16 protein-coding genes are annotated in these 17,186 nt (G+C 65.5%); 8 read left to right on the forward strand and 8 right to left on the reverse strand.

What is annotated here, in order from left to right; genetic code table 11:
- Positions 1-107 precede the first annotated feature (107 nt).
- From xerD to IM543_20615, 3 genes are all read right to left on the reverse strand, one after another.
- Positions 108-1,013, reverse strand: coding sequence for a site-specific tyrosine recombinase XerD (gene xerD, locus IM543_20605; GenBank protein QOY93899.1), 906 nt, complete (start codon positions 1,011-1,013; stop codon positions 108-110).
- The gene (locus IM543_20610) at positions 986-1,510 is read right to left on the reverse strand and encodes a methylated-DNA--[protein]-cysteine S-methyltransferase (protein QOY93900.1); all 525 of its coding nucleotides are present in this window, start codon (positions 1,508-1,510) and stop codon (positions 986-988) included. The genes xerD and IM543_20610 overlap by 28 nt, the downstream gene beginning before the upstream one ends.
- Positions 1,511-1,872: 362 nt before the next feature.
- The gene (locus tag IM543_20615; GenBank protein QOY96785.1) at positions 1,873-2,859 is read right to left on the reverse strand and encodes a TRAP transporter substrate-binding protein; all 987 of its coding nucleotides are present in this window, start codon (positions 2,857-2,859) and stop codon (positions 1,873-1,875) included.
- 126 nt (positions 2,860-2,985) lie between these two features.
- Here IM543_20615 and IM543_20620 point away from each other — a divergent pair, with 126 nt between their 5' ends.
- From IM543_20620 to IM543_20630, 3 genes are all read left to right on the forward strand, one after another.
- Complete coding sequence (locus IM543_20620; GenBank protein ID QOY93901.1) at positions 2,986-4,998, forward strand: PAS domain S-box protein; 2,013 nt, start codon at positions 2,986-2,988, stop codon at positions 4,996-4,998.
- 58 nt (positions 4,999-5,056) lie between these two features.
- Positions 5,057-5,665: a response regulator transcription factor gene (locus IM543_20625; protein ID QOY93902.1), complete on the forward strand. Its 609-nt coding sequence runs from the start codon at positions 5,057-5,059 to the stop codon at positions 5,663-5,665.
- A 237-nt stretch (positions 5,666-5,902) separates the two neighbouring features.
- On the forward strand, positions 5,903-6,280 hold the full coding sequence (locus IM543_20630) for a DUF3052 family protein (protein QOY93903.1): 378 nt from the start codon (positions 5,903-5,905) through the stop codon (positions 6,278-6,280).
- Between the two features lie 206 nt (positions 6,281-6,486).
- Here IM543_20630 and IM543_20635 read toward each other — a convergent pair whose 3' ends face one another.
- The 3 genes from IM543_20635 to queG form a co-directional block, all read right to left on the reverse strand.
- Entirely contained in the window at positions 6,487-6,936 is a 450-nt protein-coding gene (locus tag IM543_20635; GenBank protein ID QOY93904.1) for a hypothetical protein, read from the reverse strand.
- Between the two features lie 123 nt (positions 6,937-7,059).
- The gene (locus IM543_20640) at positions 7,060-7,830 is read right to left on the reverse strand and encodes a hypothetical protein (protein ID QOY93905.1); all 771 of its coding nucleotides are present in this window, start codon (positions 7,828-7,830) and stop codon (positions 7,060-7,062) included.
- 374 nt (positions 7,831-8,204) lie between these two features.
- Positions 8,205-9,320, reverse strand: a complete 1,116-nt coding sequence (gene queG / locus IM543_20645; protein ID QOY93906.1) for a tRNA epoxyqueuosine(34) reductase QueG — start codon at positions 9,318-9,320, stop codon at positions 8,205-8,207.
- A 79-nt stretch (positions 9,321-9,399) separates the two neighbouring features.
- On the opposite strand from queG, the gene tsaE reads away from it, so the two are divergent.
- From tsaE to IM543_20660, 3 genes are read left to right on the forward strand one after another with little or no spacing between them, the layout of a single operon-like run.
- On the forward strand, positions 9,400-9,888 hold the full coding sequence (gene tsaE / locus IM543_20650; GenBank protein QOY93907.1) for a tRNA (adenosine(37)-N6)-threonylcarbamoyltransferase complex ATPase subunit type 1 TsaE: 489 nt from the start codon (positions 9,400-9,402) through the stop codon (positions 9,886-9,888).
- The gene (locus IM543_20655; protein QOY93908.1) at positions 9,849-11,273 is read left to right on the forward strand and encodes an N-acetylmuramoyl-L-alanine amidase; all 1,425 of its coding nucleotides are present in this window, start codon (positions 9,849-9,851) and stop codon (positions 11,271-11,273) included. The genes tsaE and IM543_20655 overlap by 40 nt, the downstream gene beginning before the upstream one ends.
- A gap of 13 nt (positions 11,274-11,286) precedes the next feature.
- On the forward strand, positions 11,287-12,087 hold the full coding sequence (locus tag IM543_20660; GenBank protein ID QOY93909.1) for a D-hexose-6-phosphate mutarotase: 801 nt from the start codon (positions 11,287-11,289) through the stop codon (positions 12,085-12,087).
- A gap of 126 nt (positions 12,088-12,213) precedes the next feature.
- Here the strand turns inward: IM543_20660 and IM543_20665 are convergent, their stop codons facing one another.
- Together IM543_20665 and IM543_20670 are read right to left on the reverse strand one after the other, a co-directional pair.
- Positions 12,214-13,293 carry a carbonic anhydrase family protein gene (locus IM543_20665; protein ID QOY93910.1) on the reverse strand — a complete coding sequence of 360 codons (1,080 nt, stop codon included), beginning with the start codon at positions 13,291-13,293 and terminating at the stop codon, positions 12,214-12,216.
- Between the two features lie 122 nt (positions 13,294-13,415).
- Positions 13,416-14,060, reverse strand: a complete 645-nt coding sequence (locus IM543_20670) for a VTT domain-containing protein (protein QOY93911.1) — start codon at positions 14,058-14,060, stop codon at positions 13,416-13,418.
- 157 nt (positions 14,061-14,217) lie between these two features.
- Between IM543_20670 and IM543_20675 the strand changes: the two genes are divergently transcribed.
- Together IM543_20675 and mutL are read left to right on the forward strand one after the other, a co-directional pair.
- On the forward strand, positions 14,218-15,147 hold the full coding sequence (locus IM543_20675; protein ID QOY93912.1) for a peptidylprolyl isomerase: 930 nt from the start codon (positions 14,218-14,220) through the stop codon (positions 15,145-15,147).
- A gap of 131 nt (positions 15,148-15,278) precedes the next feature.
- Positions 15,279-17,183, forward strand: coding sequence for a DNA mismatch repair endonuclease MutL (gene mutL, locus IM543_20680; protein ID QOY93913.1), 1,905 nt, complete (start codon positions 15,279-15,281; stop codon positions 17,181-17,183).
- Positions 17,184-17,186 lie beyond the last annotated feature (3 nt).

A 17,186-nucleotide genomic window follows, 5' to 3' on the forward strand; every position in this document is an offset into this window, starting at 1 on the left:
TTGCCAGTGGATGGAATTGGGATTGTGTTGCCGATGCTGCAAGATTGCCACGCTGTCGCCGCGTGCCGCTGGCCCATTATGGCCGACTCGCGGCCGCATGGCTTGAATTAACCACGCGGATGGTGCTGGGCATGCAGGCGCTTGAGGCGTTCGCGCGCAACATGGGTATAGATCTGTGTGGTCGAAATGTCGGCGTGTCCCAGCAGCAGTTGTACCACGCGCAGGTCGGCGCCGTGGTTCAGCAGATGGGTGGCGAAGGCATGGCGCAGGGTGTGGGGCGACAGCGGCCCCTGGATGCCGGCTTTCTGCGCATGCTTCTTGATCAATATCCAGAACATCTGGCGCGTCATCGCCGCGCCGCGGCCGGTGACGAACAGCGCGTCGTCGACCTGCCCGTTGAGGATGATGCCGCGTCCATCCTTCAGGTAGCGCTCCAGCCAGGCCCGCGCTTCCTGTCCAAAAGGCACCAGGCGGGTCTTGCTGCCCTTGCCGGTAATGCGCAGCACGCCGTCGTTCAGGCTGACCTCGACCAGCTTCAGGGCCACCAGTTCCGACACCCGCAGCCCGCTCGCATACATCAGCTCCAGCATGGTGCGTTCGCGCAGCCCCAGCGGCGTGGACACGTCCGGCGCCGCCAGCAGCGCCTCGACCTGGCTTTCGCTCAGGGTATGGACGAAGCGGACCGGTTGCTTGGCCGAGGCCATTTTCAGGCAGGGGTCGTGCGGGATCTGGTTGCGGCGCAGCGCCAGCCCGTAGAAGCGCTTGAGCACCGACAGGCGCCGGTTGGCCGAGCTGGGGCGCGTGTCCGCGTGGCGCTCGGCGAAGTAGGCGGCGATGTCCTCGGGCCGGACCGCGAGCAGGCCGGCGCACTGCGGGCGCCGGGCGGCAAGCCAGCCGGCGAACAGCTTCAGGTCGCGGCGGTAGGCGTCGAGCGAATTTTTGGCCAGCCCCTGTTCCAGCCAGAGCGTGTCGCAGAACTCGTCGATCAGTCCCAGATCGATTGCTGCTGCCATGGGGATGCGGTGGCGCCTTCGTGCCGCAGCAGCCAGCGCTTGACCGAGAGGTGGAAGCCGTTTTCGTCGTCCTGGTTCGAGAAACCGCCCAGGCCGCCGGACGCGGTCACGCGATGGCAGGGAATGATGAGCGGAAACCAGTTGGCCCCGCAGGCCTGCCCCACCGCGCGCGGGGCCGAGGCAATCTGCCTGGCCAGCTGGCCGTAGGTCTTGACGGTGCCGCGCGGGATCGCGGAAATCTCGCCCCAGACGCGGCGCTGGAAGTCGGTGCCGGCCTCGGCGAGCGGCAGGTCGAAGCGGAAATCGGGATCCCGCAGGTAGTGCGCGACCTGGCGCGCGGCCTGCCCGGCCACCTCGCCATCGGCGGCTTTCTCGTCGAACGCGGGCGGCAGGTAGACCAGTTCGCGCACGCACCCGTCGGCGGTGCGGATCCCGATGGCGCCGAACGGCGCCGGGACGATCGCGTTGAACAAGGTGCTGGCCTGGTCGGTTTTCATTCCCGCATCTTAACCGCTGGGATGGCGCCCGGCCAGTCCCGGCCAGGCCCTGGACGAAAAAAAAGCGCACCTGCGGTGCGCTCCAATGCGGGTCACGTTTCCGGCCGTTTAGCTGTGCTAACGGCTTCTGTCAAACGTGTGTCTCCTCGATGTGTCTCCGGTATGGATTACCGTGATGTTATCTATGCTCCCCAAAACCGTGTGTGTTCTGTTCGCGTACGCACCATGTGGGTGCGAGAAGGCCCCATCATAACGCAAGCTCCCCACGCAAGCGTATCTTTTCGACCACATTACCTGAATTATTTTAGTTATAAAGAAAACGAATGACCGTGCGCATGCGTGTCACGGCGCTGTCATGCGGCTCAGCGCTTCACTTCGCGCCGGATCGCCTGCACGATGTCTTTTCCGATGCGCTCCTCCATCTGCGCATACACCGGTTGCAGTGCGCGGCGCCACTGCGCCTGCTGTTGCGGGCTGAGCGTGTGGATGGTGGTGGTGCCGGCGCGGCGGATCGATGCCAGCGCCGCCTCGTTGGTGCGCTGGGCAATGGTCTTCTCGTAAGCGGTCGCTTCGAGCATGGCCCGGTCCAGCTGCTTGCGGATGCCGCCCGGCAGGCCGTCCCAGAACTTCTTGTTGACGATGACGGCGTAGCCCAGGTAACCGTGGTTCGACACGGTCAGGTGCTTCTGCCACGCGTGCATGCGCTGCGTGTACATGTTCGAGGGCGTGTTCTCGGTGCCCTCCACCACGCCGTCGCGCAGCGCCGGGGTGGTTTCCGAAAAGGCCAGCGCCAGCGGCTGGGCGCCGAGCGCACGCATCTGCGCGTCCAGCACTTTCGAGGCCTGTATGCGCATGCGCAGGCCGCGAAAGTCCGCGGGCGCCAGCAGCGGCTTGTTGGCCGACATTACCTTGAAGCCATTGTCCCAGTAAGCCAGGCCGGTGATGCCCTTCGACTCGAGCTTGCGCAGCAGGCCGCGCCCGATCCGCCCCTCGGTGACCGCATACAGCGCCTGCTTGGAAGGAAAGATGTACGGCAGGTCGAACGCTTCGAATTCCTTCACGCCCAGCGGCGAGAACTTGGCCAGCGACGGCGCCAGCATCTGCACCGCGCCCAATTGCAGGGCTTCGAGTTCCTCGCGGTCCTTGTAGAGCTGGCTGTTCGGGTAGACTTCCACCTTGACCCGGCCGCCGGTCATCTGCTCGGCAAGCAGCTTGAAGCGCTCGGCGGCACGCCCTTTCGGCGTGTCCGGCGCGACCACGTGGCTGAACTTGATGACGATCGGCGCCTGCGCCCACGCGCCAGTGGCGGCACAGGCAAGGAGCACCGCGGCGATCGTCTTGATCTGCATGGCGATTCGGTTCATCTTGAAACCAGGGAAAATAGGATGGGTGGGATCAGTCTGCGAGGCTTGCGCCCGGCGCGCCATCGTGGACTTCCACAATAGTCCGACAGTGTAACGAAATACGGAGCATCGATGACATTCCCGTTCGCCCGGCGGCCGGACCCGCTGCCGCCCAACGAGCGCGCCCGCTCCTGGCGCTGGCTGGTGCCGGTGTTGCTGGTGCTGCTGTTCCTGGCCGTGCTGATCTGGCTGCCCTGGCAGGCGCGCCAGATGGAAGCGACCGAGCGTCAGGAGCAACTGATCGCCGATACGCTCTGGGTCGAGCAGACCCTGCGGTTCGAACTGGCGCGCAGCGAAGAGGCGCTGGCCGCGCTGGGCGCCGACCTGGTGGCGCGTCCGCCGGCGCCGGACGCCTTGCAGGCCCGCATGCGGCAGATGTTCAACAACGGCCACGAACTGGTGCGCATCGTCTGGTACGGGCCGGACGGCGCGGTGCTGGCCAGCCACGGCCTGGAGCCGGCCGCCGCCCTGCCCGCCCCGACGCAACTGGCCGCCGACGTCGCCGGCGCCACCCGGCGCGGCCGCTACAGCGAGGCCTACGGCGCCGGCGAAGCGACGCCGGGCCTGCTCGACTACTACCTGCCGCTGTACCGCGGCGGCAAGCCGGCGGGCAGCCTGGTCGCCACCTACAGCCTGCAGGCGCTGCTCGACGAGACCGTGCCCTGGTGGTTCGCGCAGGACAATGCGCTCACCCTGCTCGACCGCGACGACCACGCCGTCGCCCGCCGCGCGGCCGGCGGCCCGGGGCGCGGGGTGTATACCCACCGGCGCGAGCTCGACCTGCCGGGCGCCCTGGTGGTGCTGTCCACCGACAGCGTGAAAGGCGCGCCCAGGCTGCTGCCGAACCTGCTGGTGGGCTCGGTCATCGTGCTGGCCCTGGGCCTGGTGCTGAGCCTGGGCTCGCTGTGGCGCCACATTTCGCGCACCCTGGCGGCCGAACGCGCGCTGCGCCAGCAGATGGCCTTCCGCACCGCCATGGAAAATTCCCTGGTCACCGGCCTGCGGGCACGCGACCTGGAGGGGCGCGTCACCTACGTGAACCGCGCCTTCTGCGAGATCGTCGGGCTGCCGCCGGAAGACGTGCTGGGCAAGAAGCCGCCCATGCCCTACTGGGCGCCGGAAGTCATGCGCGAGTACGAGGAACGCTTCCGCGGCGTGCTGTCCGGGAACATCACGCCCCAGTTCGAAACCGTGTTCCAGCGCCCCGACGGCGTGCGCGTGCCGGTGCTGGTATACGAGGCGCCGCTGGTCGATGCCGACGGACGCCAGACCGGCTGGATGAGTTCGGTACAGGACATCACCGAGCGCAAGCGTGTCGAAGAACTGAACCGCCAGCAGCAGGAAAAGCTGGAGGCCAGCGCGCGCCTGGCCACCATGGGCGAGATGTCCTCGATGCTGGCGCACGAACTGAACCAGCCGCTGGCGGCGATCTCGAGCTACACCGCCGGCGCGCTCAACGTGCTCGAGCGCAGCGGGCAGTCCGGTGCGGCCGATGGCGCGAACATGGCCGGCATGCTCAGGCATGCGCTGGAACAGGCGCGGCAGCAGGCGCAGCGCGCCGGCCAGATCATTCGCAGCGTGCACGAGTTCGTGAAAAAGCGCGAACCGCGCCGCGAGCCGGTCACCATCGCCAGCGTGGTCGAGGGCGTGCGCGCGCTGGTCGAACTGCAGGCGCGCCAGGCCGGGGTCACCCTGCGGGTCGCGCTGCCGGCACAGCTGCCTGCGGTCCTGGCCGACCGCGTGATGCTCGAGCAGGTGCTGCTCAACCTGACCCGCAATGCGATCGAGGCGATGCACGACACGCCGCCCGAGGAGCGCGTGCTGCGCATCGCTGCCGCCCATGAAGACGGCATGGTCTCGGTCGCGGTGATCGACCGCGGCCACGGCATCGCTCCCGAGGTGGCGGCCGGCCTGTTCTCGCCCTTCTACTCGACCAAGCTCGACGGCATGGGCATGGGCCTGTCGATCTGCCGCACCGCGATCGAGTTCCACGGCGGCACCCTGACCCATGCGCCGAACCCGGGCGGCGGCACCGTCTTCAGCTTCGTCCTGCCGGCGCAAGCGGCGAACGGAACGCTGGGCTAAAATCCGGTTGCGGCCCTTGCCGCTGTAATAACAAGAACCACACCCACGGAGACCACCCATGCTGCACATCGTCGACGACGAAGACGTCATTCGCGACGCGCTCGGCTGGCTGGCGCAATCGCGCGGCCTGGAAGCGCGCGGCTACGCGAGCGGCGAGGCCTTCCTCGACGCGGTCGGCGCGCCGAACGCCGGCGCCCTCGCTGCGGCCCAGGGCGCCCAGGGCCATTGCGTGCTGCTGGACGTGCGCATGCCCGGCATGAACGGTATCGCCGTTTTTGACCAACTGGTAAAAAATGGCCTGATCGGCCGCTTGCCGGTGATCTTCCTGACCGGTCACGGCGAGGTGCCGATGGCGGTGGATTCGCTCAAGCGCGGCGCCTTCGACTTCTTCGAGAAACCCTTCAACGACAACGTGCTGATGGACCGCGTCGAGGAAGCGCTGGCGGCCTCGCGCAAGGCTTTCGATGCGGCCGTGGTGCAGGCGCGCCTGGCGACCCTGTCGGCGCGCGAGCGCGAAGTGCTCGACCTGATCCTGGCCGGCATGATGAACAAGGTCGTGGCCGACAAGCTCGGCATCAGCATGCGTACGGTCGAGGTGCACCGGGCGCATATCTTCGACAAGATGCACGTCAAGACGGCGGTGGAACTGGCCGGTTTATTAAAGTAACTTAAAGTAACTTCGCCGGCACGATCGCAGCGACGCAAGCGTTGCCGATCACCGCGTGGGCGAGGAACTCGCCCACCCTGGGAACTTCCTGAACCGCCCCCAACTGCTCCCTGCACGCCTTCTTTTCGCGCGGCAAGCGTCCCTGCGGTTTGAAGGAAGCCTTGTAAAATGAACCGGAACGCCTTGCAGCCGATACATTCTGTGTTGGTTGCGGAGCTATTGCATTTAGGAATTCTCATGAGCGAAAAAACAGTTGCAGACAAGATGTTCCTGAGGACGGCGAAGTCGATGCTGATCCTCAACGGCCAGGCCAATCCGGGCGTCGCGGCGCAGATGCCCGCGCAGATCGTCAAGGAAGGCGATGGCCCTTTCGACGTGATCCTGATGTTCGCGCTCAACCGCAAGGAGCTCGAGCAATACTTGCCGATCGCCAAAGAACGCCTGGGCGAAAAAGGCTCGCTCTGGATCGCCTACCTGAAGCAGACCGCCTCGAAGGCCACCGACATCCACCGCGATTCGATCAATGCCTATGCCAAGGAAAACGGCATCACCGCGGTGGCAATGATTTCGATCGACGGCGATTGGTCCGGTCTACGCCTCAAGCGCATCGAGTAAGAGCAATGGGATGGACGCCCCTTCCCGTAAAGGCATCGATATCTCGAATTGGATGTATCGAGCAAGCGCTTGAACCGAGGGGGACGTCATTCATGAAGATGACGACAGTCGCATTGAGCTGGCAAAGAATGTTTTCCAGGTCCACGGGGTAGCGGACCTGTGTGTGTTTGCCCTGTCTTTGCCGTGTCACCGACTTCAGCGATTAGTTACGTGCCGCCATAAAGAGGGGGGTCGGTGCTTGGGTCGAAGATGGCTAACCGGCGCTTGACGTATCGCGCATCGATGATCGCTAATGCTCGAATAACTTGATTGTTGTGTTCTGATATTTGCTCGACTGTCAGGCTGAGACCGCAGAATGGATCCTCGTTCATCTGCTCAAGTAGAAACATACCGCTGGCGTCCATGACGGGCCACGCCGGTTCGTATGCCTGTGCAGGGATAGAACCATCGGCACGATTCTTCGCTCTCAAACCCGCAAGCGAAGACAAATAATCCGGCGATCCGGCGCAGAAGATTCGGTTACCGCGCGAACTGATCCAGAATTTTCCTTCTTGGTCATGAGAATGGCGATATCGTGTCTGCTTAAGATCGATATCTGCCGCGACGCTCGTAGCGAAGTGATCCGTTAGCTGCTCTTTAAGCTGTGACCATCGCATGATCCCCGAGATTGCAATGTGCTCCAGGAAGAGTCTTGATCGCTGCGGCCTCAAATCAGGCGTTTCTCTCGCTTGCCTGCTCGCTCATCTGTTTCACCCGATGTTGAGCCGGCGACCTGTGCACTATTTTTTGGTCGGCGGAAAAGCGTCGAACAGCGGTCGGCGGCGAGCTGCTGGACGTTGTTTCAATTCGCGACGCCTAGCGGGGAAGTGCATCGTGCTGGCCAACAGACCAACCGCGATGCCGAACGCCACATCGTCGAGCAGACTACTCTTTCCATACCACGGTTCGAGCGGAGGTTGCACCGTACACGATATTCCCTCGATCCTGACACAGTGCAGGATTTCCAGGTTCTCGTTCCTTGCATGCTCCTCTTGGGCCCAATGTACGGTCTTGGGCGCTTCCTTTACCGCATGTTCATCTGCGTACCAGAGAAACGCTCCAAGTATGAAACTCATGGAAACGACCACGGCCCAGGTTTTCCAGCGCTCGATTTTTAACGGCTTCTCGATGAGGGGCGGGAAAAATATTGCCAAACCAGCGACATTAAGCAGACGAAATGCGATCCAGATATTCGGGTATTGATAAAGTTCCGGCGCCTCCCGCCAGACGTGCACGCCTGCGATGATCTGGTAGACAAGCATTACGCAGCACACCCATTTTTTCTCGGACTCACGCTCGTCTGAATTAATGAAAACCGACAGCGAAAGCATGAAGAAAACAGCGATCCAGACGGGATGAGGGCCTTTCAGGCTGTAGACGAGAAGCCCAGCAATAGCTGGCCAAGCTACTGCCAGGTGGAAGCTGCGTACCTTCGCTTTTGACATAGTCGAATAGCCCGATTTTTGAATTGCGAGATTGTATTCGAAATACTGGCGGGACAAAATTGTCACGAAAATTTCGGCAGCGCACAGCAGGCGAGCTCGATGGCTTGTATGTCACTATCCTCGGCTTGGAGCAATGGGACGGACGCCCCCTCACGTAACGGCATCAATGTGCCAAAGTGAATGTATCGAGCAAGCACTTGAGCCGGGTAAGACCGTGGTTGGTAAAGCCCGCTGTCACGCTGGCACGTGAAGTGCAATAAGGCGATAGCGACACCGGCCAGCAGATCCCTTCAGCGGCCGCGGTAAAGCGCCGCACACGTAGTCCGCTTGTACGGTTGCAATCTTTACCTTCACGCTGTCGCGCATTGCGTGTTTCGTAAACCGGCGGCGTCCATGTACGCCTGCCAATTCCCCCTCTGGCTGCGTTGCATCGTCTTGCCTTAGGGGTTTTGCCAGGCGCCCTCAACGCCATGCTGGTCCAAGGCCCAGCACACGTGCTCGCGCACCAGGCTCGATGGATGGCCCGCCCGCGCACGCAGCGCGGCGACGATCGCCGCATCGCCCTTGAAGCCTGCGCCGGCGGCGGCATTGCCCAGCCCTACCGCCAGATTGCGCAGCCAGCGCTCATGGCCGATGCGCCGGATCGGACTGCCTTCCATCCGGCGGTTGAATTCCGCTTCTTCCCACCCGAACAGCTCGACCATGCCGGCCTCGCCGAGTCCGTTGCGCTCGTCGAAGTCGGGCAGCATGGCGCGCTGCGCGAACTTGTTCCAGGGGCAGGCCAGCTGGCAGTCGTCGCAACCGTAGATGCGGTTGCCGATCAGCGCGCGGAATTCCTCCGGAATGCTGCCCTTGAGTTCAATGGTCAGGTAGGAAATGCAGCGCCGCGCATCCAGGCGGCCGGGGCCGAGGATGGCCGCGGTCGGGCAGACCTCGATGCAGGCCTGGCATTGCCCGCAGTGGGCGCCCGTGGGCGGGTCGATGGGCAGGGGCAGGTCGACCAGGATCTCGCCGATGAAGAAGGTCGAACCGGCCGCGCGCGACAGCAGCAGGGTGTGCTTGCCACGCCAGCCCAGGCCGGCTTTTTCGGCCAGCGGCAATTCCATCACCGGCGCCGAGTCGGTAAATACCCGGTAGCCCAGCTCGCCCACCGCCGCCTTGACCCGCTCGGCCAGGGCCTGCAGCCGGTTGCGCAGCACCTTGTGGTAGTCGCGGCCGCGCGCATACACCGAGACCACGGCGGCGCCGGGCTCCAGCTGGCGCTGCGCCTCGATCGCGCGCCAGTCCTCGCCACGGCGCATGGGCAGGTAATCCATGCGTGCGACGATGGCGCGCACCGTGCCCGGCACCAGCTCGCCGGGCCGCGCACGCTTCATGCCGTGGCTTGCCATATAATCCATCTCGCCATGGCAACCAGCATCCAGCCAGGCCTGCAGGCCGGCTTCCGCATGCGCCAGGTCGACGTCCGCGATGCGCACGTCGGCGAAACCGAGCTCCGCGCCCCATGTCTTGATGGTGCGGGCAAGCGCGTGCAGGTCGGGGGAAGATGTCACCATGGCAGGATGAAACGACGCGGCGGCAACTGCCGCGCAGAATCAGTAAGTACGCTATTCACTAAGTACGCTATTTTATTCGATGCAGCCTTTCAAAGCCTATTTGCCCGACGAATCCGCCACCGCCGCATTGGGCCAGGCGCTGTCGCGCGCCCTCCTGCCCGGCCTGGTGATCTACCTGCACGGCGAGCTCGGGGCCGGGAAGACGGCGCTCACCCGCGCCCTGATCCAGGCGGCCGGGCACAAGGGCACGGTCAAGAGCCCCACCTACACCTTGTCCGAACCCTACCGCGTCGAGGTGGACGGCAAGCTCATACACATCATCCACTACGACCTGTACCGGATGTCCAGCCCGGAAGAATTCCTGGATGCGGGCTTTCGCGAAGACTTCGACGGCAAGAATGTCTGCATCGTCGAATGGCCCGAAAAAGGCGAGCCCGTGTTGCCCCCACCCGACGTTCGTTTGTTGCTGAACGTCAGCGGTCTCGGGCGTGAGGTAGAATTGCAGGCGTTGTCTCAACCAGGCCTGCTATGCCTCGACCGTCTCGCCTACCCTCCGCCGACTCCCTGATTCCTGCGCCGCCAGGCTGCGCGCGCCGCCGCACCCTGCTCAAGGCCGGCGGCACGCTGCTGCTGTCGGTGATGGCGCCGCTGCCGGCCAGCGCCGCGCAGATCCTGGCCGTGCGGGTCTGGCCCGCGCCCGACTACACCCGCGTGACGCTGGAAAACGACAGCGAGCTCAAGACCGAACACTTCCTCATCACCGACCCGCCGCGGCTGGTGGTCGACATCGATGGGCTGGGCCTGAACGAAACATTGAGGAGCCTGGTCGCCAAGGTCGAGTCGAACGACCCTTATATCAAGCAGGTGCGGGTCGGCCAGAACCGGCCGAACGTGGTGCGCCTGGTGTTCGACCTGAAGGAAGAAATCAAGCCGCAGGTGTTTACGCTGGCCCCGGTGGCCGGCTACAAGCACCGCCTGATCTTCGACCTGTATCCGATGCAGCCGGTCGACCCGATCGCCGCGCTGATCGAAAAGGGCGAGTGGAGCACCGACCCCGCCGCGGCCGCGGACAGCGCCAACCCGGCCTCGCCGCTGCCGGCGCCGCCGCCGGCCCAGACCCAGGCCGCGCCCGATGCCATCGCCAAGCTCGAAGCCGAGATGTCGGCGCTGAACGGCACGCCGCCGCCGCACGCGGTGCAGCCGACGCCGTCGAAGGGCGTCGCCAAGGCGCCGCAAAAGGTGGTGCGCATGGTGACCATTGCGCTCGACCCCGGCCACGGCGGCGAAGATCCCGGCGCGATCGGCGCCAGCGGCAGCCGCGAGAAGGACATCGTGCTGGCCGTGGCCAAGCGGCTCAAGGCCAAGCTGGAACAGATGCCGAACACGCGCGTGATGCTCACCCGCGACGGCGACTATTTCGTGCCGCTGGGCCAGCGCGTGCAGAAGGCGCGCAAGGTGCAGGCCGACCTGTTCGTGTCGATCCACGCCGATGCCTGGGTCTCGCCCACGGCGCGCGGCTCCTCGGTGTTCGTGCTGTCCGAAAAAGGCGCCAGCTCGAGCGCGGCGCGCTGGCTGGCGAACGACCAGAACAAGGCCGACCTGATCGGCGGCGCCAATTTCGCGGTGCAGGACAAGCAGATCGCCAGCGTGCTGTTCGACCTGTCCACCACGGCCCAGATCAACGACAGCCTCAAGCTCGGCAAGGCCGTGCTGAGCGAAATCGGCGGCATCAATCGCCTGCACAAGGCCGCGGTCGAGCAGGCCGGCTTCGCAGTGCTGAAAGCGCCTGACATTCCGTCGATTCTGGTAGAAACTGCATTCATCTCGAACCCGCACGAAGAAGCCAAGCTGCGCGACGACGGCTACCAGAACCAGTTGGCCGACGCCATCACCAAGGGCATCAAGCGCTACTTCGCCGACAATCCGCCGATGGCCAAGAGCCGCCAGACCTGAGCCCAAGCACACCATGACCCTCGCGATCCATACCAGCTTCGGGCAGCTGCCCGCGATCCGCGTCCAGGCCCCGGACGGGGCCGAGGCCACCGTTACCCTGTACGGCGCCCACCTGGTCTCGTGGAAGGGCGCCGACGGCCGCGAGCGCATGTTCCTGAGCGAGAAATCGGCGCTCGACGGCAGCCGCGCCATCCGTGGCGGCGTGCCGGTGATCTTTCCGCAGTTCGCGCAGCAGGGCAAGGGCATGCGCCATGGCTTCGCGCGCGTCAGCAACTGGCGCCTGGAAGACAGCGGACTGGAAGACGACGGCACGGCCTGGGCCATGTTCGACCTGGCCGCGGGCGACCTGCCCACCAGCGTGGCCGACGCCTGGCCGCATACCTTCGCGCTGTCGCTGCGCGTGGCGGTGCGCGCCAACCGGCTGGACATGACGCTCGCGGTGCGCAACCTCGGCGCCGCGCCCTTCCCGTTCTCGGCGGCGCTGCACACCTACCACCTGGTGCCGGACGTGTGCGAGGTGCGCATCGAGGGCATCTCGTCGGACGAGATCTCGATCATCGACAAGCTGGACGAGGTGTATCCGCACGTGACGGGGCGCGCCCAGCTGGCGACCAGCGCGGGCGCCCTGGTGCTGGAGCAGTCCGGATTCACCGACGCGGTGGTCTGGAACCCGGGCGCGGTGGACGCGGCGGCGCTGCCGGACATGGAAAACGACGACTACAAGCGCTTCGTGTGCATCGAACCGGCCCTGCTCGATCCGGTGACGCTGGAGGCGGGGCAAAGCTGGACCGGGACGTACCGGGTCAGCCAATAAGCAGGGTGGTCCGGGGCGCGTAGCCGGCTCGGCCGGCCGCGCGTTCAGATCACGGTGATGCTGCCTGCGCGACCATTTTTTGTCTAACGATCACCGCGCGGTCGGCAAAGCCGACCACCCTACAACTCAGTTGGACTCCTTGATCATCCTGCCATTACTCGGCTGGATCGGCCGCGCGTTCAGCGGATACAAGCGCGAGAACAGCGCCATCTGCGCCGGCGAGGCCTGCATCGGCTGCTTCATGACGATCCACAGCACGTCCTCGGTGCAAGGCGGTTCGGTGAGCGAGCCCATGTAGGTGAAGTATTCGCGCCGCTCCGGCAGGGCCTCGTTGGGATCGATCACGATCGACGGCGACACGGTCTGCTGCTTCTCCAGCGGCAGGTGGTTCCACACGGTCTGGATCAGCGGATTGGCCCGCCCGCGCTCGAGCAGCACGGCCAGCACCAGCAGCTTGCCTTCGAAGCTGCGGTGCACCAGGTGGATCACCATCTCGGTGCCCTTGCCGTTGATGCGCTCTTCCGACGGACGGTGGAAGTGGAACTGCTGCAGCTCGTAGCTCATGTTGCCGACCGTGAGGAAGTTGCCGCCGCCGACCGTCACCTGGATGGTGTGGCCGTTGTCGATCTCGCGGAACGAACTCGGGTGGTAATCGAAGACGATCTGCTCGAGGTCGACCTTGATGCCGTCGCGCAGGTCGATCGGCGACTGGCGGTTGCCGGTGCTGCAGCGGGCCCAGTTCGAATTGATGTTGGACCAGTTGGCCGGACCGTACTCGCCCTCGTAGGACCAGTGGGTGCCGTTCTTCGGCTTGTTGGCGGCGGCGATCGCGGCTTCGGCTTCCTTGCGGCGCCTGGCGTCGGCGATGCGCCTCGCCTTGGCGGCCGCGGCGGCGCGGGCGGCCTGCTGCTCGCGCAGCTGGGCCAGGCGCTCGGCGATACGCACCGAGAGGTCGACTTCCGATTGTTCGTCGTCGGCGGCGGGCGTGGCTGCCGCGGGCGCAGCGCGCGCAGCGGCGGCGCTGCGGGCGTCGGCGGCGGCAGCCAGGGCCTTGATGTCCGGCTTGGCGGCGCTGGCGCTGGCCTTGCCTTCGAGAATGGCCTTGACGTCGGCCGTCTTGCCGTCGGCGGGCTTGGGAGCGGAGTCGCTCGCGCTTGCGCCTGCCATGGCAAGGCTGCAAGCGAACAGGGCGATGAGGTGGCGCATGAGAATCCAGGAATGAGGCTGTCCTCATGCTTATCGGCAACAGGCGGGCGAAACTTGAGTGCGCTACAACGACAACGCCCCGAAAATATCGGGGCGCTGTGAGAATGACAAGCGGCGCGTGCTTACCTGCTGAGCATGCGGCGGCCGAACTTGTAGAGGCCGCCGATCGCCAGCGGCACGATCGCCGCCGACACGCCGACCAGCACGATCTCGGTCAGGTGGTCGCGGATGATCGGGATGTTACCGAAGAAGTAACCCGCCGTCACCAGGCTGGCGACCCACAGCACGGCGCCGGTCACGTTGTACATCTGGAAGCGGGTATGGGTCATTTCCGACACGCCGGCCACGAAGGGGGCGAAGGTGCGCACCACCGGCACGAAACGCGCCAGGATGATGGTCTTGCCGCCATGCTTCTCGAAGAAGTCGTGGGTGCGCTGCAAGGCATCCTTGTTGATCCAGCGGTAGTTGTGGGTAAACACCCGGTGGCCGATGGCCTGCCCGATGTAGTAATTCAGGGTATTACCCGTGACCGCGGCCGTGACGAGCAGCGCCATCAGGAGCGGATAGTTCATCTGGCCGGTGGCGCAGAACGCGCCGGCAATGAACAACAAGGTATCGCCAGGGAAGAAAAACAGGAGCACCAGGCCGGTTTCGCAGAATACGATCGCGAACAGCACGATGTACACATAGGTTCCGTACTGGGCGAGCAGGGTACCCAGCGTTTTATCGACATGCAGGAGCATGGCGAATAATTCCATCAGATCCATAATTTTCCTAAAAGGTAGCCGCGCATCATACCATTTCCGGCCCCGTCCACCGACCGGAAGTCGCAGACCTCGTCAGGATTTTTTCACGTCCGATAACTTTACGTTCTGGCCACATTCCTCCACAATCGACGGGATAACCAGCACCCCAGGAGACCGCATGACCGCCCCCATCACCCGCATCCGGCTTGCCGTGGCCGCGCTGGCCCTGCTGGCCGCCGGCGCCGCGTCCGCCGCAACTGCCAAGGCCGAAAAAGAATTGCCGCCCAAGCCCTCGATGGCCGATGTGCTCAAGACCTCCAAGCCCGCGGACTGGCGCGCGCTCGATCCGGAAAACACGCTCTACATGGACCTGCCGACCGGGCGCGTGGTCATCGAACTGGCGCCAGGCTTTGCGCCGCACACCGCCGCCAACATCCGCGCGCTGGTGCGCGAACGCTATTTCGACGACCTGTTCATCATCCGCTCGCAAGATGGTTTCGTGGTGCAGTGGGGCGACCCGGACGAAGACAATCCGAAACCCTTCAAGGCCGCCAGGACCATCCGGGCCGAGTTCAGCGCGCCGATGGCGTCGGCGGGCAGCTTCACCCGCCTGAAGGACGGCGACGTGTACGCGCCCCAGGTCGGCCACGTGAACGGCTTCCCGGCCGCGCGCGACCCGGCGACGGGGAAAACCTGGCTGGTGCACTGCCCGGCGATGGTGGGCGTGGCGCGCGACACCGGCGCCGACACCGGCAACGGCTCGCAGTTGTACGTGGTCACCGGCCACGCGCCGCGCCACCTCGACCGCAACATCACCGTGGTCGGCCGCGTGATCGCGGGTATGCCCCTGCTGTCCGTGCAGCCGCGCGGCAGCGGCGCCGCCGGCTTCTACGAGAAGCCGGAACAGCGCATGCCGCTCAAGCTGGTGCGCATGGCGGCCGACGTGCCGGAAGCCGAGCGCAGCGGGTTCGAGGTGATGCGCACCGACAGCGCCATCTACCAACGCGTGGTTGAAGCGCAGCGCAACCGCGGCGGCCCCTGGACCAAGCTCGCGGCCGGCAAGATCGACCTGTGCAATGCGCCGATTCCGGTGCGCGAGCAGAAATAGTAGGGTGGTCGGCTCTGCCGACCGCGCGTTCAGACATGGTATGCATCGCCACAACGCACCAAGGAGTTGAACGCGCGGTCGGCGAAGCCGGCTACGCGCCCCGGCCCACCCTACGGGCTATAATCCGGGTCATGAACGCGCCCGCCCCAACCCACCGCCCGATCCAGCAACTGCCTGACCAGCTCATCTCCCAGATCGCCGCCGGCGAAGTGGTCGAGCGGCCTTCCGCGGTGGTCAAGGAGCTGCTGGAAAACGCACTCGATGCGGGCGCGACCCAGATCACCGTGCGCCTGGAAGAAGGCGGGGTCAAGCGCATCGCCATCACCGACAACGGCCGCGGTATCGCGCCGGAGCAGCTGCCGCTGGCCATGGCGCGCCACGCCACCTCGAAGATCGCTTCGTTGCACGACCTCGAGCACGTCGGCACCCTGGGCTTTCGCGGCGAGGCCCTGGCCTCGATCGCCTCGGTGGCGGCGGTGCGCATCACCTCGCGCACGCCGGACGCCGCCCACGCCTGGGAAATCGTCGGCTCGCACGAGGGCACGGTCGCCCCGTCGTCGGGCGCCTTCGGCACCACCATCGACGTGCAGGACCTGTACTTCAACACGCCGGCGCGCCGCAAGTTCCTGAAATCCGAGCAGACCGAATACGGCCACTGCGCCGAGGTCGTGCGCCGCATTGCCCTGTCGCGCCCGGACGTGTCCTTCAGCCTGACGCACAACGGCCGCACCATCGACCACTGGAACGTGAGCGAGGCGGCCAAGCGCAGCGCCCATATCCTCGGCAACGACTTCGCCGAAGCGCGCCTGGCGCTCGACGAGGGTGCAGGCCCCTTGCGCCTGCACGGCTACGTCGGCCTGCCGACGGCGTCCAAGGCGCGCGCCGACGGTCAGTTCTTCTACGTGAACGGGCGCTTCGTGCGCGACAAGCTCCTGGTGCACGCGGTGCGCGCGGCCTACCAGGACGTGCTGCACGGCGACCGCTTCCCCAGTTACGTGCTGTCGCTCGACCTCGACCCGGCGCTGGTCGACGTCAACGTGCATCCGTCCAAGATCGAAGTGCGCTTCCGCGACAGCCGCGCGGTGCACCAGTTCGTGTTCCACGCGGTGCAGCGCACGCTGGCCCAGACCTCGGCCACCGCGCACGGCAGCGCGCCGGCGCCGATCTCGGCCGCCGAAGTGAAGCCGACCGGCACCCCGGTGTGGGCGCCGCGCCCGCATGAACAGACCTCGTTCGGCGCGCAGCTGGCCCCGAGCTTTTCGCCGTCGCCGTTCGCGCCGGGCAGCCGCTGGGACGACCAGCGCCCTGCCCCATCCAGCGGCGGGGTGGCCCAGCGTCTCGAATCCTATGGCGCCCTGTTCGCCGCCGGCGAGCCGGCCCGGGCGGCCAGCCCGGCCGGCGTGCCGCCTTCGAGCGCCGAGCGCCCGCTGTCGAACGAGGACTTCCCGCTCGGCTTCGCCCTGGCCCAGCTGCACGGCATCTATATCCTGGCGCAGAACACCAAGGGCCTGGTGCTGGTCGACATGCATGCGGCGCACGAGCGCATCCTGTACGAGCAGATCAAGAACGCGCTCGATGCCCGCGCCGAGGGCGAGGAACTGCAGGTGCAGCAGCTGTTGATTCCGGTGACCTTCTATGCCGACGCCATCGAGGTGGCGACCGCGCAGGACCATGGAGAGACCCTCAAGACGCTCGGCTTCGACATCGCCGCGCTGTCGCCGACCACGCTGGCGGTGCGCACCGTGCCGGTCCTGCTCAAGAACGCCGACGCGCAGACGCTGGCGCGCGACGTGCTGCGCGACGTGCGCGAATACGGCGGCTCGCGCGTGCTGATCGAGCGCCGCAACGAACTGCTCGGCACCCTCGCCTGCCACACGGCGGTGCGCGCCAACCGCATCCTCTCGGTGCAAGAGATGAACGCGCTGCTACGCCAGATGGAAATCACCGAACGTTCCGACCAGTGCAACCACGGGCGCCCCACCTGGGTCCAGCTCGAGATCGCCGCACTCGACAAACTCTTCCTGCGCGGCCAGTAAATA

The sequence above is a fragment of the Massilia sp. UMI-21 genome (assembly GCA_015277795.1).
In the GTDB taxonomy this organism is placed as follows: Bacteria; Pseudomonadota; Gammaproteobacteria; order Burkholderiales; family Burkholderiaceae_D; genus Telluria.

What these genes read in the sequence shown, in the direction of transcription:
- xerD (QOY93899.1), bottom strand. Translation starts at nt 1,013, where the DNA reads ATGGCAGCAGCAATCGATCTGGGACTGATCGACGAGTTCTGCGACACG.
- IM543_20610 (QOY93900.1), bottom strand. Translation starts at nt 1,510, where the DNA reads ATGAAAACCGACCAGGCCAGCACCTTGTTCAACGCGATCGTCCCGGCG.
- IM543_20615 (QOY96785.1), bottom strand. Translation starts at nt 2,859, where the DNA reads ATGCAGATCAAGACGATCGCCGCGGTGCTCCTTGCCTGTGCCGCCACT.
- IM543_20620 (QOY93901.1), top strand. Translation starts at nt 2,986, where the DNA reads ATGACATTCCCGTTCGCCCGGCGGCCGGACCCGCTGCCGCCCAACGAG.
- IM543_20625 (QOY93902.1), top strand. Translation starts at nt 5,057, where the DNA reads ATGCTGCACATCGTCGACGACGAAGACGTCATTCGCGACGCGCTCGGC.
- IM543_20630 (QOY93903.1), top strand. Translation starts at nt 5,903, where the DNA reads ATGAGCGAAAAAACAGTTGCAGACAAGATGTTCCTGAGGACGGCGAAG.
- IM543_20635 (QOY93904.1), bottom strand. Translation starts at nt 6,936, where the DNA reads ATGCGATGGTCACAGCTTAAAGAGCAGCTAACGGATCACTTCGCTACG.
- queG (QOY93906.1), bottom strand. Translation starts at nt 9,320, where the DNA reads ATGGTGACATCTTCCCCCGACCTGCACGCGCTTGCCCGCACCATCAAG.
- tsaE (QOY93907.1), top strand. Translation starts at nt 9,400, where the DNA reads ATGCAGCCTTTCAAAGCCTATTTGCCCGACGAATCCGCCACCGCCGCA.
- IM543_20655 (QOY93908.1), top strand. Translation starts at nt 9,849, where the DNA reads ATGCCTCGACCGTCTCGCCTACCCTCCGCCGACTCCCTGATTCCTGCG.
- IM543_20660 (QOY93909.1), top strand. Translation starts at nt 11,287, where the DNA reads ATGACCCTCGCGATCCATACCAGCTTCGGGCAGCTGCCCGCGATCCGC.
- IM543_20665 (QOY93910.1), bottom strand. Translation starts at nt 13,293, where the DNA reads ATGCGCCACCTCATCGCCCTGTTCGCTTGCAGCCTTGCCATGGCAGGC.
- IM543_20670 (QOY93911.1), bottom strand. Translation starts at nt 14,060, where the DNA reads ATGGATCTGATGGAATTATTCGCCATGCTCCTGCATGTCGATAAAACG.
- IM543_20675 (QOY93912.1), top strand. Translation starts at nt 14,218, where the DNA reads ATGACCGCCCCCATCACCCGCATCCGGCTTGCCGTGGCCGCGCTGGCC.
- mutL (QOY93913.1), top strand. Translation starts at nt 15,279, where the DNA reads ATGAACGCGCCCGCCCCAACCCACCGCCCGATCCAGCAACTGCCTGAC.